General features: G+C 71.0%; 16 protein-coding genes. 15 read left to right on the forward strand and 1 reads right to left on the reverse strand.

Translation table 11 applies throughout. The annotated features are described in order from the left end of the window. Nucleotides 1-96 precede the first annotated feature (96 nt). The 15 genes from trpS (at nt 97) to Q0112_RS10110 (ending at nt 14,040) form a co-directional block, all read left to right on the forward strand. Entirely contained in the window at nt 97-1,104 is a 1,008-nt protein-coding gene (gene trpS / locus Q0112_RS10040; protein WP_297974705.1) for a tryptophan--tRNA ligase, read from the forward strand. 77 nt (nt 1,105-1,181) lie between these two features. After that, nucleotides 1,182-1,640, forward strand: coding sequence for a universal stress protein (locus Q0112_RS10045; RefSeq protein WP_297974708.1), 459 nt, complete (start codon nt 1,182-1,184; stop codon nt 1,638-1,640). 91 nt (nt 1,641-1,731) lie between these two features. Then, entirely contained in the window at nt 1,732-2,292 is a 561-nt protein-coding gene (locus Q0112_RS10050) for a NifU family protein (RefSeq protein ID WP_297974710.1), read from the forward strand. Continuing rightward, nucleotides 2,282-2,860 carry a tRNA (adenosine(37)-N6)-threonylcarbamoyltransferase complex dimerization subunit type 1 TsaB gene (tsaB, locus tag Q0112_RS10055; RefSeq protein ID WP_297974713.1) on the forward strand — a complete coding sequence of 193 codons (579 nt, stop codon included), beginning with the start codon at nt 2,282-2,284 and terminating at the stop codon, nt 2,858-2,860. The genes Q0112_RS10050 and tsaB overlap by 11 nt, the downstream gene beginning before the upstream one ends. Next, complete coding sequence (locus Q0112_RS10060) at nt 2,850-3,287, forward strand: GNAT family N-acetyltransferase (RefSeq protein ID WP_297974716.1); 438 nt, start codon at nt 2,850-2,852, stop codon at nt 3,285-3,287. Before tsaB ends, Q0112_RS10060 begins: the two co-directional genes overlap by 11 nt. A gap of 109 nt (nt 3,288-3,396) precedes the next feature. Then, nucleotides 3,397-4,401, forward strand: a complete 1,005-nt coding sequence (locus Q0112_RS10065; RefSeq protein ID WP_297974719.1) for a BMP family ABC transporter substrate-binding protein — start codon at nt 3,397-3,399, stop codon at nt 4,399-4,401. Between the two features lie 5 nt (nt 4,402-4,406). Next, the gene (locus Q0112_RS10070) at nt 4,407-5,978 is read left to right on the forward strand and encodes an ABC transporter ATP-binding protein (protein WP_297974722.1); all 1,572 of its coding nucleotides are present in this window, start codon (nt 4,407-4,409) and stop codon (nt 5,976-5,978) included. Between the two features lie 136 nt (nt 5,979-6,114). Further along, nucleotides 6,115-7,209 (forward strand): ABC transporter permease, encoded by a 1,095-nt coding sequence (locus Q0112_RS10075; protein ID WP_297974725.1) that lies wholly within the window; start codon nt 6,115-6,117, stop codon nt 7,207-7,209. Next, on the forward strand, nt 7,209-8,177 hold the full coding sequence (locus tag Q0112_RS10080) for an ABC transporter permease (RefSeq protein WP_297974728.1): 969 nt from the start codon (nt 7,209-7,211) through the stop codon (nt 8,175-8,177). Before Q0112_RS10075 ends, Q0112_RS10080 begins: the two co-directional genes overlap by 1 nt. Further along, on the forward strand, nt 8,177-8,971 hold the full coding sequence (locus Q0112_RS10085) for a purine-nucleoside phosphorylase (protein WP_297974730.1): 795 nt from the start codon (nt 8,177-8,179) through the stop codon (nt 8,969-8,971). Before Q0112_RS10080 ends, Q0112_RS10085 begins: the two co-directional genes overlap by 1 nt. Before the next feature lie 83 nt (nt 8,972-9,054). After that, nucleotides 9,055-9,543, forward strand: coding sequence for a ferritin-like domain-containing protein (locus tag Q0112_RS10090; protein ID WP_297974733.1), 489 nt, complete (start codon nt 9,055-9,057; stop codon nt 9,541-9,543). A 135-nt stretch (nt 9,544-9,678) separates the two neighbouring features. After that, nucleotides 9,679-10,590 (forward strand): sulfite exporter TauE/SafE family protein, encoded by a 912-nt coding sequence (locus Q0112_RS10095; RefSeq protein ID WP_297974736.1) that lies wholly within the window; start codon nt 9,679-9,681, stop codon nt 10,588-10,590. Further along, nucleotides 10,587-11,354 carry a TIGR02186 family protein gene (locus Q0112_RS10100; protein WP_297974738.1) on the forward strand — a complete coding sequence of 256 codons (768 nt, stop codon included), beginning with the start codon at nt 10,587-10,589 and terminating at the stop codon, nt 11,352-11,354. The genes Q0112_RS10095 and Q0112_RS10100 overlap by 4 nt, the downstream gene beginning before the upstream one ends. A 203-nt stretch (nt 11,355-11,557) precedes the next feature. Beyond that, a complete protein-coding gene (locus Q0112_RS10105; protein WP_297974741.1) occupies nt 11,558-12,838 on the forward strand; it encodes a glycerate kinase in 1,281 nt (426 codons plus the stop codon). Nucleotides 12,839-12,993: 155 nt separating this feature from the next. Beyond that, nucleotides 12,994-14,040: an AI-2E family transporter gene (locus Q0112_RS10110; RefSeq protein WP_297974743.1), complete on the forward strand. Its 1,047-nt coding sequence runs from the start codon at nt 12,994-12,996 to the stop codon at nt 14,038-14,040. A 9-nt stretch (nt 14,041-14,049) separates the two neighbouring features. Here the strand turns inward: Q0112_RS10110 and Q0112_RS10115 are convergent, their stop codons facing one another. Then, on the reverse strand, nt 14,050-15,024 hold the full coding sequence (locus Q0112_RS10115; RefSeq protein WP_297974746.1) for an Hsp33 family molecular chaperone HslO: 975 nt from the start codon (nt 15,022-15,024) through the stop codon (nt 14,050-14,052). Between the last annotated feature and the right edge of the window lie 35 nt (nt 15,025-15,059).

A 15,059-nucleotide genomic window follows, 5' to 3' on the forward strand; every position in this document is an offset into this window, starting at 1 on the left:
GGGGCCTCGATGGCCCCCTCGGGCCGGTCCCCCCCCGGTTGACGCCGCCCCCGCTGCGCGGCAATAGACGCGGCCTGCCATCCGGAGGTCCCGCCCATGCCCGAGTTCACCCGCCGCGTCTTCTCCGGCATCCAGCCATCGGGCAACCTGACCCTCGGCAACTACCTCGGCGCGCTCCGCCGCTTCGCCGCGATGCAGTCGAGCCACGAGACGATCTACTGCATCGTCGACCTGCACGCGATCACCGTCTGGCAGGACCCCGACAAGCTCCGCGCCGCGACCCGCGAGCTCGCCGCCGCCTACATCGCGAGCGGCATCGACCCCGGGCGTTCGATCCTCTTCAACCAGAGCCAGGTGCCCGGCCACGCCCAGCTCGCCTGGATCTTCAACTGCGTCGCCCGCATCGGCTGGATGTACCGGATGGTCCAGTTCAAGGACAAGGCCGGCAAGAACACCGAGAACTCCTCCCTGGGCCTGCTCGCCTACCCGACGCTGATGGCCGCCGACATCCTGCTCTACCACGCCACGCACGTCCCGGTCGGCGAGGACCAGAAGCAGCATATCGAGCTCACCCGCGATATCGCCGCCAAGTTCAACCACGACTACGGCATCGACTTCTTCCCGCTGACCGAGCCGGTGATCGAGGGCGCCGCCACCCGCGTCATGTCGCTCCGCGACGGCACGAAGAAGATGTCGAAGTCCGACCCCTCCGACATGAGCCGGATCAACCTCACCGACGACGCCGACACCATCGCGACCAAGATCCGCAAGGCGCGCACCGACGCCGAGCCGCTGCCCGAGACCCCCGCCGGCCTCGCCGGCCGGGCCGAGGCGGCGAACCTCGTCAACATCTACGCCGCCCTCGCCGACTCGACCCCCGAGGCGGTGCTGGCGGAATTTGCCGGCCGCAACTTCTCCGAGTTCAAGCCCCGCCTCGCCGACCTCGCCGTCAGCGAGCTCTCCCCCATCACCCGCCGCATGGCCGAGCTGACCGCCGACCCGGCCGAGATCGACCGCCTGCTCGGCAAGGGCGCGGACAAGGCCGCCGCCATCGCCGAGCCGATCCTCGCCCGCACCTACGAGATCGTCGGCCTGGTGCGCTGACCGCATTCCCGACCGACCGCCTTGCGCCCGGCCGCCGCTTCTCCGATGATCGGGCCGAAAAGCCCCCGGGGAAGCTCTTGCGGAAGTTCCTGATCCTTCTCGACGACACGCCCGAGATGCTGAACGCCATGCGCTACGCGGCGCTGCGCGCGGCCAGGACCGGCGGCGCGGTCGAGATGCTGGCGGTGATCTCGCCCGAGGAGTTCCAGCATTTCCTCGGCGTCGCCGACGTCATGCGCGCCGAGGCGCACGAGAAGGTCGAGGCGCACTTCCAGATCTTCAAGGACCGGATGGAGAAGCACGAGGGCATCACCCCGCGGCTCACCATCCGCGAGGGCGACAAGGTCGACACGATCATCGAGCACATCAAGTCCGACCCCGAGATCGCCGTCCTGGTGCTCGGCGCCGGCGTCGACAAGGCGGGCCCCGGCCCCCTCGTCTCGGCCCTCACCGGACGGCGGATAGCCGACCTCAGGGTGCCGATCACCATCGTGCCGGGGTCGATGACCAAGGAGGACATCGTCGCCGCCTCCTGACCCGGCGCGGCACTTTAGAAGCGTTCCAGAAACCTTGACTTGGCGCCCGGGCGAGCGCACTTAGAGGACAACCGACCGGAGGTCCCGCCGCATGTTCATCCAGACCGAATCCACGCCGAACCCGGCGACGCTGAAGTTCCTGCCGGGGCGCGCCGTGCTCGACAGGGGGACGGCGGACTTTCCCAGCGCGGAGGCGGCGCAGGCCTCGCCCTTCGCCCGGCGGATCTTCGCGACCGGGCATGTGACGGGCGTCTTCTTCGGCCCGGACTTCGTGACCGTCACCAAGACCGAGGACGTCGACTGGGCGCACATCAAGCCCGCGATCCTCGGCGCGATCATGGAGCACTTCCAGTCCGGCGAGGCCGCCCTCGACGGCGCCGCCGGCACCGTCGATCATGCCGAACACTCCGGCGAGGACGCCGAGATCGTCGGGCAGATCAAGGAGTTGCTCGACACCCGCGTCCGCCCGGCCGTGGCGCAGGACGGTGGCGACATCACCTTCCACGGCTTCGACCGCGGCGTCGTCTACCTGCACATGCAGGGGGCCTGCGCCGGCTGCCCCTCCTCGACCATGACGCTGAAGATGGGCATCGAGAACCTCCTGCGCCACTATATCCCCGAGGTCACCGAGGTGCGACCGGTTGGCTTCTGACCAGCCGCTCGTCCTTGCCTTCGACACGGCGGCCGCGCGTTGCGCGGCCGCTCTCGTTCGGGGCGACGCCCTCCTCGCCCGGCGGGTCGAGCCGATGGACCGCGGCCAGGCCGAGCGGCTCCTGCCGATGCTCGAGGAGCTGCTCGCCGAGGCCGGCGTGGCCTGGCCGGACCTCGACGGGATCGGCGTCGTCACCGGCCCCGGCAACTTCACCGGGGTGCGGCTCGCTGTCGCAGCCGCGCGCGGGCTGGCGCTCTCCCTCGGCATCCCGGCCGTGGGCGTCAGCGTCTTCGAGGCGCTGGCCGACCGGCCGGGCGCGGTGACCATCACCCTCGCCGACAAGCGCGGGCGCTTCGCGCAGAGCTTCCGCGACGGCGTCGCGCTCGCCCCGCCCGTCCCGCTTCCGGGCGACGGTCCGGCGCAGGCGGCGCAGGCCGACCCCGCCGTAGTGGCGCGCCTCGCGGCCCGGCGCCTGGGGGCCGCCCCGCCGCCCGCCCCGCTCTACCTCCGGCCGGCGGACGCGACGCCCTCGTCCGATCCCCTCCCCGTCCTCCTCGATGACGCCTGAGGCGCTGGCGGCGCTGCACGCCGCCGCCTTCGCCGGCACCCTCCGCCCCTGGTCGGCGGCGGAGTTCGCCAGCCTCCTCGGCCAGCCCGGCACCCTCCTCGAGAGCGACCCCGCCGGCTTCGCCCTCGGCCGCGTCGCCGGGCCCGAGGCGGAACTGCTGACGCTCGCCGTCCATCCCGCCGCGCGGCGCAGGGGCCTCGCCCGCCGCCTGGTCGGCGCCTTCGAGGCCCGGGCCGCCGCGGCTGGCGCCGAGGAATGCCTGCTCGAGGTGGCGCTCGACAATGCCGCCGCCTGCGCGCTCTACGACCGCCTCGGCTACCGGGAGGCGGGGCGGAGGCCGGACTATTATCCGTCGGCCGCTGGGCCTCGCGTCGACGCTCTCCTGCTCCGCAAGCAGTTGTTCACGGCACGGCCGAAAAACCGTTGACCGATTCCGGGCGATGGGCGTTTATGGGCGCGTCATACCGGCCCGGAACAACGCTGGCCGGAGCCGCAGGCGCAAGGCCGCGGCAGCGGTCCCTTGGAGGTTCTCACCCATGACGTTCGGAAAGTCCCTGGCGGTCGCCGCCCTGACGATGATGACGGCCGCCGGCGCCCAGGCGCAGGAGGCGGCCAACCCGGCCGTCATCTTCGACCTCGGCGGCAAGTTCGACCGGTCGTTCAACCAGGCCTCCTACGACGGCGCCGAGCGCTTCACCAAGGAGACCGGCATCGCCTACGAGAGCTTCGAGCTGCAGAACGACGCCCAGCGCGAGCAGGCGCTGCGCCGCTTCGCCGAACGCGGGCACAATCCGGTCATCACCAACGGCTTCTCCTACGGCTCGGCCATGGAGACCGTCTCGCAGGAATTCCCCGATACCGACTTCGTGGTGATCGACACCGTGGTCGAGCAGCCGAACGTGCGCTCGGTCGTCTTCAACGAGCACGAGGGCAGCTACCTCGTCGGCGTGCTCGCCGCCATGGCGTCGAAGACCGGCAAGGTCGGCTTCGTCGGCGGCATGGACATCCCGCTGATCCAGAAGTTCGCCTGCGGCTACGTGCAGGGCGTGAAGGCGACCAACCCGGACGCCGAGGTCTTCCAGGCCATGACCGGCACCACCGGCGCCGCCTGGAACGATCCCGTCCGCGGGGGCGAGCTCGCCAAGAGCCAGATCGACCGCGGCGCGGACGTCGTCTACCACGCCGCCGGCGGCACCGGCATCGGCGTGCTGCAGGCAGCGGCGGACGCCGGCGTCTACGGCATCGGGGTGGACTCGAACCAGAACTACCTGCATCCCGGCCACGTGCTGACCTCGATGCTGAAGCGGGTCGACGTCGCCACCTACCAGGCGATGATGGACGTGCACAACGGCGCCTTCACAGCCGGCGTGCAGGTGCTCGGCCTCAAGGAGGACGGCGTCGGCTGGGCGCTCGACGAGAACAACAAGGACCTCATCACGCCGGAGATGCAGAAGGCGGCCGACGAGGCCAGGGCCAAGATCATCTCGGGCGAGATCCTGGTGCACGACTATTCGACCGACGGCGCCTGCCCGGTCTCCTGAGGACCATGGCGGCGGCCGGGATGGCGGCGGGGGGCGGCGACGCCCCGCCCGCCATTGAGCTCGCCGGCATCTCGAAGAGCTTCGGTCCCGTCCAGGCCAACAGGGACATCGACCTCGCCGTCCGCCGCGGCACGATCCACGGCATCGTCGGCGAGAACGGCGCCGGCAAGTCGACGCTCATGTCGATCCTCTACGGCTTCTACCAGGCCGACGCCGGCGAGATCCGCATCGACGGCAGGCCGACCCCCATCCCCGACAGCCAGGCGGCGATCCGCGCCGGGATCGGCATGGTCCACCAGCACTTCATGCTGGTCGAGCCCTTCACCGTGCTCGAGAACGTCATCCTCGGCGCGGAGGAGGGGCCGCTCCTGCGCCCCTCGCTCGCCAAGGCGCGTGCCGAGCTGAAGCGCCTCGAGGAGGAGTACGAGCTCGACGTCGACCCGGACGCGGTGGTCGGCGAGCTCTCGGTCGGGTTGCAGCAGCGGGTCGAGATCCTGAAGGCGCTCTACCGCGAGTGCGACATCCTCATCCTCGACGAGCCGACCGGCGTGCTGACGCCGGCCGAGGCCGACCACCTCTTCCGCATCCTGCGGAGCCTCAAGGCGCAGGGCAAGACGATCGTCCTCATCACCCACAAGCTGCGCGAGATCATGGCGATCACCGACGCGGTCAGCGTCATGCGCCGCGGCGAGATGGTGCGGACGCTCGCGACCGCCGACACGAGCCCGGCCGAGCTCGCCGAGCTGATGGTCGGCCGGCGGGTGCTGCTCCGGGTGGAGAAGACGCCGGCCACCCCCGGCCGGGTGGTGCTCGCGGTGGAGAACCTCTCGCTCACCGACGACAAGGGGGTGGCGCGGCTGAAGGGGGTGAGCTTCGCGCTCCGCGCCGGCGAGATCCTCGGCGTCGCCGGCGTGGCCGGCAACGGCCAGTCCGAGCTGCTCGACGTGCTGGCCGGCATCCGCCCGGCGACCGGCGGCACGGTGCGGCTCGACGGGCAGCCGCTCGACCTCGGACACTCCACCAACGGCGACGAGCGGCGGGCGGCGCGGGTCGCGCATGTTCCCGAGGACCGCCGCCGCCGCGGGCTCGTCATGCCCTTCGCCGAGTGGGAGAATGCCTGCCTCGGCTACCAGGGCGAGGAGCGTTTCGAGGGCCCGGCCTTCACCCTCGACCGGACGGCGATGCGCGACGCCGCGCGCGCCTCGATCGAGCGCTTCGACATCCGCCCCCCCTCGTGCGACCTCGTCACCGCCAGCTTCTCCGGCGGCAACCAGCAGAAGATCGTGCTCGCCCGCGAGATGGAGCGCGACCCGGAGGTCCTCCTCGTCGGCCAGCCCACCCGCGGCGTCGACATCGGCGCGATCGAGTTCATCCACAACGAGATCCTGGCGCTGCGCGACCGCGGCAAGGCAATCCTGCTCGTCTCGGTCGAGCTCGACGAGATCCAGGCGCTCAGCGACCGGATCATCGTCATGTTCGACGGCCGCATCTCCGGCGAGCGCATCGCCGGCGAGACCGACGAACGCGAGCTCGGCCTGCTCATGACCGGGATCGAGCCCGGCACGAGGGCGGCGTGAGGCACGCCCGCGCCGGGATGGGCGCGCGCGCCCACTTAGGCAAGCTGCTGATTCCACTATGGTTTCACGGCCACGTTAACCGGGTGGAAAGAGCTGTTAACGGGGGCTCCATCGGCTCGGGGGAGGCGGTGCCGCGATGACCGCCCCCCTCCCCCGCTGGGCCGATCTCGTCCTCATTCCCGCCCTCAACCTCCTGCTCGCCTTCCTCGTCGCCGGCCTCGTCGTCGTCTTCATCGGCGAGGACCCGGTCGAGGCGGTCCGCCTGCTTCTCGTGGGCTCGCTCGGCTCGAGCTACGGCATCGGCTTCACGCTCTACTACGCCACCACCTTCGTCTTCACCGGCCTCTCGGTCGCCATCGCCTACCACGCCGGCCTCTTCAACATCGGCTCCGAGGGACAGGCGGCCCTCGGCGGCATCGGCGTCACCCTCGTCTGCCTCGCGGTCCCCTGGCCCTACTGGTGGCTCGCCCTCCCCTTCGCCATCCTCGGCGCCGGAGCCTTCGGCGCCGCCTGGGCCTTCCTCCCCGGCTACCTCCAGGCGAAGCGCGGCAGCCACGTGGTCATCACCACGATCATGTTCAACTTCATCGCCTCGGCGCTCGTCGTCTACCTCCTCGTCAACGTGCTGAAGGCGCCCGGCATGGCGCCCGAGACCCGCAACTTCCCCGAAGGCACCTTCCTGCCCTTCATGCACGAGATCCTCGCCGTCTTCGGCATCCGCATGTCGCGGACGCCGATGAACTTCACCGCGCTGCTCGCCCTCGCCGCCGCCTTCCTGACCTGGGTCCTCATCTGGCGCACCCGCCTCGGCTACGAGATGCGCGCCTTCGGCCATTCCGAGCCGGCGGCGGTCTATGCCGGCATCGACCCGGTCAGGATCACCATCGTCGCCATGCTGATCTCGGGCGCCATGGCCGGGATGATGGCCCTGAACGTCGTCATGGGCTTCCAGCACCGGCTGGTGCTCGACTACGTCGGCGGCGCGGGCTTCGTCGGCATCGCCGTCTCGCTCATGGGCCGCTCGCACCCGTTCGGCGTCGTGCTGGCCGCCATCCTCTTCGGCATCCTCTACCAGGGCGGGGCCGAGCTCGCCTTCGACATGCCGAGCATCAGCCGCGACATGATCGTCGTCATCCAGGCCCTCGTCATCCTCTTCACCGGCGCGCTCGAGAACCTGGTGCGGGCGCCGGTCGAGCGCGCCTTCCTGCGCCGGCGGCGGAAGGCGGCCTGATGGACTTCGCCACCGTCCTCCAGCTCGCCGGCTCGAGCCTCCGCCTCGCCACGCCGCTGCTGCTCGCCTGCCTCGCCGGCCTCTACTCCGAGCGGGCCGGCATCTTCGACATCGGCCTCGAGGGCAAGATGCTCGCCGCCGCCTTCGCCGCCGCCGCCTTCGCCGCGATCACCGGATCGGTCTGGATCGGCCTTCTCGCCGGCATCGCCGCCTCGAGCGCCCTCTCGCTCATCCACGGCGTCGCCTCGATCACGCTGAAGGGAAACCAGCTCATCTCCGGCGTCGCGATCAACTTCCTCGCCGCGGGCCTGACCGCGCTCGTCGGGCAGAACTGGTTCGGCCTCGGCGGGCAGACGCCCCAGCTCGGGCCCGGCCAGCGGTTCCTGGCGATCGAATGGCCGCTCGCCGACGCGCTGCTGCCGGTGCCGGTGATCGGCCCGATCTACCGGCACCTGATCTCGGGCCACAACATCCTCGTCTATCTCGCGCTCCTCGCGGTGCCGGCGACCTGGTGGATCCTCTACCGCACCCGCTTCGGCCTGCGCCTGCGCGCGGTCGGCGAGAACCCCGCCGCCGTCGACACCGCCGGCATCTCCGTCGTCCGCCTGCGCTACGCGGCGGTGATGATCGCGGGGCTCCTCTGCGGTATCGCCGGCGCCTACCTCTCGACCGGCATGGCCGCGGGCTTCGTGCGCGAGATGACGGCGGGCAAGGGGTTCATCGCGCTCGCCGCCCTCATCTTCGCCAAGTGGCGGCCCTGGCCGGCGCTCGGCGCGTGCCTCCTCTTCGGCGCGCTCGAGGCGATCGGCATCCGCTACCAGGCGATCACCATCCCCGGGCTCGGCGTCGTGCCGGTCCAGTTCATGCAGGCCCTGCCCTACATCCTGACCGTGGTCATCCTGGCCGGCTTCGTCGGCAAGGCGGTGCCGCCGAGGGCCGGCGGCCGCCCCTACGTCAAGGAACGCTGATGCAGACGCTCGACATCATCCGCCGCCGCTGCGGCAACGCACCCGTCACCCTCGGCCTGGTGCTGGGCTCCGGCCTCGGCCACCTGACCGACGCGGTCGCCGGGGTCGCTATCGACTATGCCGACCTGCCGGGCTTCCCGCAGGCCGGCGTCTCCGGCCACCGGCCGCGCCTCGTCGTCGGCGAGCTCGAGGGCGTGCGCGTCGCCGTCTTCGGCGGCCGGGCGCACTACTACGAGACCGGCGACCCCGCCGCCATGCGCGGGCCGCTCGAGGCGCTGCGCGGGCTCGGCGCCGACACGCTCCTCCTCACCAACGCCGCCGGATCGTTCCGCACCGACCTGCCGCCGGGCGAGCTCATGCTGCTGGCCGACCACCTGAACTTCTCCGGGCGGAACCCGCTCATCGGCGAGCCGAGCGAGGCGCGCTTCGTCAACATGACCGAGGCCTACGACCGCCCGCTCCGGGCGGATCTCGCGCGCGCCGCGGCGGCCGAGGGCATCCGGCTCGAGGAGGGCGTCTACGCCTGGTACTCCGGTCCCTCCTTCGAGACGCCGGCCGAGATCCGCGCGCTCCGCACGCTCGGCGCCGACGCGGTCGGCATGTCGACCGTCCCGGAGGTGATCCTCGCCCGCTTCCTCGGGCTGCGGGTCGCGGCGATCTCGGTCATCACCAACATGGCCGCCGGCCTCAGCGACGAGGCGATCAGCCACGAGCACACCAAGGCCATGGCCCCGCTCGGGGCGGCCAAGCTCGAGCGCCTGCTGCGGCGCTTTCTCGCGGCGTCCGCCCGCTGAGAGGAAACCCATCCCCCTTCGCCGCGTTGGGAGCTGCAGGCGCATGTGACGCCGGCCACCCTGCAGGGAAGGAGCCCAGACCAATGCCTCTGCAATCGCTCGACGATCTCTTCGTGCATTTCCTGCGCGACATGTACTACGCCGAGAAGCAAATCGTGAAGGCGCTGCCCCGCATGGCGCGCAAGGCCGAGTCCGACAAGCTGCGCGAGGCCCTCGAGCATCACCTCGAGGAGAGCCAGGAGCATGTCGCGAACCTCGAGAAGGTCTTCGAGCTCCTCGACCTCAAGCCGCGCGGGGTGACCTGCGAGGCGATGGACGGCATCCTCGACGAGGGCAAGGAGATGATGAGCGACGCCAGGGACGCCGAGACCCGCGACGCCGGCATGATCGCCTCGGCGCAGGCGGTCGAGCATTACGAGATCACCCGCTACGGCACCCTGATCGCCTGGGCCACCCAGCTCGGCAAGGACGACGTCCTGCCCCTGCTCCGGTCGAACCTCGACCAGGAGTATGCCGCCGACCGGAAACTCAGCGAGCTCGCCGAGAAGGGGCTGAACCGGAAGGCCGCCTGACCGGCGGCGCCGGACGGGGCCGTGCCGCAATGAAGTAACAGGTTGCGGCGCGGCGCTTTTCGGCGGGGATCGCGCTGGCCTCCGGTCCGACCATCCACTAGGGTTGTCGATCGAGGCTCCCGCGGTCCCCGGTCCATGCAGATCTATCTCCCCATCGCCGAAGTTTCGGTCAACAGCCTGCTTCTCCTGCTGATCGGGGCGATGGTCGGCCTCCTGTCGGGGATGTTCGGGGTCGGCGGCGGCTTCATCCTGACGCCGCTCCTCTTCTTCATCGGCATCCCGCCGGCGGTGGCTGTGGCCTCGGCCGCCAACCAGATCGCCGGCTCCTCCTTCTCGGCCTTCCTCGCGCACCTGCAGCGCCGGACCGTCGACTTCAGGATGGGGACCATCATGCTGGCCGGGGGCCTGCTCGGCTCCACCCTCGGCGTGGCGATCTTCACCCGGCTCCGGACCCTCGGCCAGTTCGACCTGGTCGTGAGCCTGCTCTATGTCGTCATGCTCGGCACGATCGGCACGCTGATGCTCGCCGAGAGCGTGCGGGCGCTGCGCCGCCGCAACGATCCGAACGCCGTCCTGGTGCGGCGCCGGCGGCACACCTGGGCGCACGGGCTGCCGCTCAAGATGCGCTTCCACACCTCCAAGCTCTACGTGAGCGCGATCCCGCCCTTCGTGATCGGCGCCGTCGTCGGCATCCTCGGGGCGGTGATGGGGGTGGGCGGCGGCTTCATCATGATCCCGGCGATGATCTACATCATCGGCATGCCGACCAAGGTCGTGGTCGGAACCTCGGTCTTCCAGTTCCTCTTCGTCACCGGCTTCACCGCGGTGATGCACGCGACCCAGAGCGGAACGGTCGACGTGATGCTGGCGCTCATCCTGCTCGTCGGCGGGGTGATCGGCGCCCAGGTCGGGGTCGGGCTCGCCGCCAGGCTGCGGGCCGAGCAGCTGCGCATCCTGCTGGCGCTCCTCGTCGTCGCGGTGTGCCTCAAGCTCTTCGCCGATCTGGTGATCGAGCCCGAGGAGCTCTTCTCGCTCACCGTCTCATGATCCGGCTGGCGGCGGTCCTGCTGGCGCTCGTGCTCACCGCCCCGCTGCCTGCGCAGGAAAGCGTGGTCACCGGGGTCTCCACCGAGAACATCGGCCTCAACGCCACCTTCGACGGCTCCGACCTCTTCGTCTTCGGCGCCATCCGGCGCGACGCGCCGATCCCGCCGGAGGCGGATCCGATCGACGTCGTCATCACCATCAAGGGCCCGCCGCGCAACGTGCGGGTCCGCCACAAGGAGCGCCGGCTCGGCATCTGGATGAACACCGAGTCGCTTCCCGTCCGCCAGGTGCCGAGCTTCTACGCCATCGCGACGACCCGGCCGCTCGAGGAGACCCTGAGCGAGACCGAGCGGCTGCGCTACCAGATCGGCATGGACGAGGCGGTGCGCCGGGTGGGCGGCCACGACACCATCGAGGACACCACCGTCTATACCGACGCGCTGGTGCGGCTGAAGGAGCGCAGCGGCAGCTACCAGCAGCGGGACGGCGCGGTCCTCGTCGCCGAGGAGACCCTCTTCCAGACCAGCTTCCACATGCCGGCCAACCTCACCGAGGGGAACTACATCGCGCAGTTCTTCCTGGTGCGGGACCGCGAGGTCATCTCCTCCGGCACCTCGGTCATCCGCGTGGCGAAGACCGGCATCGAGCGGTGGCTCTACAACCTGTCGCGCAACCGCCCGCTGCTCTACGGCCTCGCCTCCGTCGCCGCCGCCCTCGCCGCTGGCTGGCTCGCCGCCGAAGCCTTCCGCCTCGCCCGCCGTTAACGAATCGATCCCGACCCTTTCAGGTGCAATACGCGTTCCATACGCATTCCACATGCGTTCCAGATCGAACAAATCCCCGCAAACCTTTGCCCCAGAAAGATTCACCCGACACCCGCCGGCGCGCAGTCGCGGCTTCCCGTCCTACCGGGGAATCGCGCATGATGCCCCCAGCCGGCGAAGCGGCAGGAGACGGCGAGAGCACCATGACTGCGACCATCCCACCGCGTGGGCCGGATCCGCGCGCCCTGCTGCGGGCCTTTTTCGATGCGGCGGTCGCGGCGGCCGACCCCATGCGATGCGTGCCGGCGGCATTGCCGCCACGCCCGCCGGGGCGCGTTCTGGTGATCGGCGCCGGCAAGGCGTCCGCGCGCATGGCCGAGGCGGTCGAGTCGGCCTGGGGACCGTGCGAGGGGCTGGTCATCACCCGCTACGGCTATGCCCGGCCGACGCGCGGCATCGAGATCGTCGAGGCGGCCCACCCGGTTCCGGACGCGCGCGGGCTGGAGACGACCGCCCGCATCCTCGACCTCCTGCCGGGGCGGAGCGAGGACGACCTCGTCCTCGCGCTCATCTCGGGCGGCGGCTCGGCCCTGCTCGTGCAGCCGGCGCCGCCGCTCACGCTCGGGGAGAAGCAGGCCGTCAACGACGCCTTGCTCGCGTCCGGCGCCCCGATCGGCCAGATGAACATCGTGCGCAAGCATCTCAGCCGCGTGAAGGGCGGACAGCTCGCGGCGGCGGCCTGGCCGGCCAGGGTCCTCTCGCTCATGATCTCCGACGTCCCGGGCGACGACCCTGCCCTCATCGCCTCGGGGCCGACGGTCGGCGACGTCTCCACCCCCGAGGAGGCGCGCGCGATCCTCGAGCGCTGGCGCGTTCCCGTCCCGCCCTCGGTCGAGGCGGTCCTCGCCCGGCCGTCCGGCGTGCTCCCGCCCGACGCGCCGCGTCTCTCGCGCGTGGAGAACCGCGTCATCGCCGCCCCGTCGCAGTCGCTCGCCGCCGCGGCGGGGGTGGCCGAGGCCGCCGGATGCGACGTCCGCCTGCTCGGCGACGCCATCGAGGGCGAGGCGCGCGACGTCGCGGCGGCCCAGGCCGATCTCGCGCGGGCGGCGCAGGCCGGGAGCGGGCGTCCGCTGCTGCTGCTCTCCGGAGGAGAGTGCACCGTCACCCGCCGGGGCGACGGCCTTGGCGGACCGAACGCGGAATTCTGTCTCGCCCTCGCCCTCGCCCTCGGCGGCGCGCCGGGAATTCTCGGGCTCGCCTGTGACACCGACGGCGTCGACGGGGCGGCCGAGGTCGCCGGTGCGATCGTGACCCCCGACACGCTCGCCCGCGCGCACGCCCTCGGCCTCGATCCCGCCGCCGCCCTCGACCAAAACGACGCCCACAGCTTCTTCGCCGCGCTCGGCGACCAGGTCGTGACCGGCCCGACGCTGACCAACGTGAACGATTTCCGCGCCATCCTGGTGATGCCGTTGGGCATCTGAAGCCAAAGGCGCTCGCCGGGGACCGCGCCTTTGCCGCCCGCTTCGGCTCCCCGGCAGCGGGACGGGCGGCGGCAGCGAGGCGGTCCGCCGCAGGTGGCGCTGGACGCTCGCCGCGCTTTCGGGTTGCATGCCGGCGCAGCGATCGGGAGGCACGGATGCGCGACAGCTTGCCCCGGCTCTTCTACGGCGTAGGGCTGGCGCTGATGGCCGGGTGGATCCTCGTCCTGGCGCGGCCGATCATCCTGCCGGTGATGGCGAGCATCGTCGTCGCCTACGTGGTGCTCGGCATGGTGGAGCTCGTCGAGCGCATCCCCGGGCTCCGCCGGCTGCCCGCGGCGCTTCGCTACGGGCTGGCGGTGGCGGCGTGCCTCGCGGGCGTGGCGCTCATCCTCTGGCTCATCGTCACCAACTTCGGCCAGGTGGCGACGCTGATGCCGCGCTACCAGGAGCAGCTCCTGGCGATGATCCAGCGCGGGGCGATCGGGCTCGGCATCGACGACGAGCCGAACTGGGAGACGCTGCGGCGGGACGTGCTGCAGCATATCAACATGCAGCGGGTGGTGCTGGCCTCGGCGGCCTCGGTCGCCTCGATCGTCGGCAGCTTCACGGTGGTGCTGATCTATGCCGGCTTCCTCCTGGCCGAGAAGGGCGCCTTCGCGAACAAGATCGCGCTCCTCTCCGACGAGCCGGCCAAGGTCGCGCAGATCCAGGCGCTGATCCGCGACATCAACAGCCGCATCGGCACCTACCTGGTGATGAAGACGCTGGTGAACATCATGCTGGGCGTCTCCAGCTATGCGATCCTGCGCGGGTTCGGCATCGAGTTCGCCGCCTTCTGGGCGCTGCTGATCGGGCTCTTCAACTATGTGCCCTACTTCGGCGGGATCGTCGGGGTGGCGCTGCCGACGCTGCTCGCCATCCTGCAGTTCGGCGACTTCTGGCAGGTCTTCGTCTTCGTGCTGGCGATGTGCGTGCCGCAGGTCGCGCTCGGCAACTTCATCGAGCCCTGGCTGATGGGCAAGTCGCTCAACCTCAGCCCCTTCGTGATCCTCGTCGGGCTGGTCAGCTGGATGTCGATGTGGGGGATCGCCGGCGCCATCCTGTCGGTGCCGATCATGGCGATCCTCGTCATCATCTTCTCCGAGTTCGAGAGCACGCGGCCGATCGCGGTGTTGCTGTCGAAGAAGGGCGAGATCGAGTAACGCAAATGGTCAATGGCGGCCGAGGTCGGCGGGATCGAACTCGTAGTGGGCGCCGCAGAACTGGCAGTCGGCGGTCACCTTGCCCTCGGGCGTGGTCATGGCGGCGATCTCCTCGCGGGCGTAGATCGACAGCGAGCGGACGACCTTCTCCGGGCCGCAGGTGCAGCCGAAGCGCACCGGCTGCGCGGCATAGACCCGCGGGTCCTCCTCGCCGAAGAGGCGCAGGAGCAGCTGCTCGGCGCCAACGTGCGGGCCGATGAGCTCGGTCGCCTCGACGGTCTCGAGCAGCATGACCGCGCGGCGCCAGTTGTCGGCATCGGCCGCATCGAGCAGATCCTCGGCGGCGAGGAGGCCGTCGGGGCCGGTCGCCCCCTGCCGGGCGTGCAGCGAGGCCCGCGGCATGTGCTGCAGGAGGACGCCGCCGCCCCGCCAGTGCGCCGCGCCGCCCGGCTCCAGCGCCTCGCCCATGGCGAGCGCGAAGCGCGTCGGGAGCTGCTCGGACTGGGCGAAGTAGGTCTCGGCGCAATCGGCGAGCGACGCGCCGGCGATGGGCGTCATCCCCTGGTAGGGCATGGTGCCCCGGCCCTGGTCGATGAGGATGGCGAAGACGCCGGCGCCGAGGAGGTCGAAGGGGCGCGCGACCTCGTCCGGCAGCGCCTCGGGGTCGTAGCCGGCCCAGGCGCGCATGCGGGCGGGCGCCCCCTCCTCGCTCGGGCCGAAGTAGTCGGTGGCGATCAGGCGCACCGGCCCGTCGCCGCGGATCTGCAGGCTGAGCTTCCAGCGGAGCTTGATGGTCTGGCCGATCAGCGCGGTGATGAGCGCGGCCTCGGCGACGAGCGCCGCGACCGGCGCCGGATAGTCGTGCTGCCCGAGGATGGTCTCCAGCACCGCGTCGAGCCGCCCGACCCGCCCGCGGATGTCGGCACGGTCGAGCTGGAAGGGCAGGACGGTATCGTCCCAGGCGATGCGGCCGGCAAGGGTCATGGCGGTCTCCGATCTACCCGCGCCAGATAGGTGCT

It is taken from the genome of uncultured Amaricoccus sp., assembly GCF_937858865.1.
Classification (GTDB): domain Bacteria; phylum Pseudomonadota; class Alphaproteobacteria; order Rhodobacterales; family Rhodobacteraceae; genus Amaricoccus.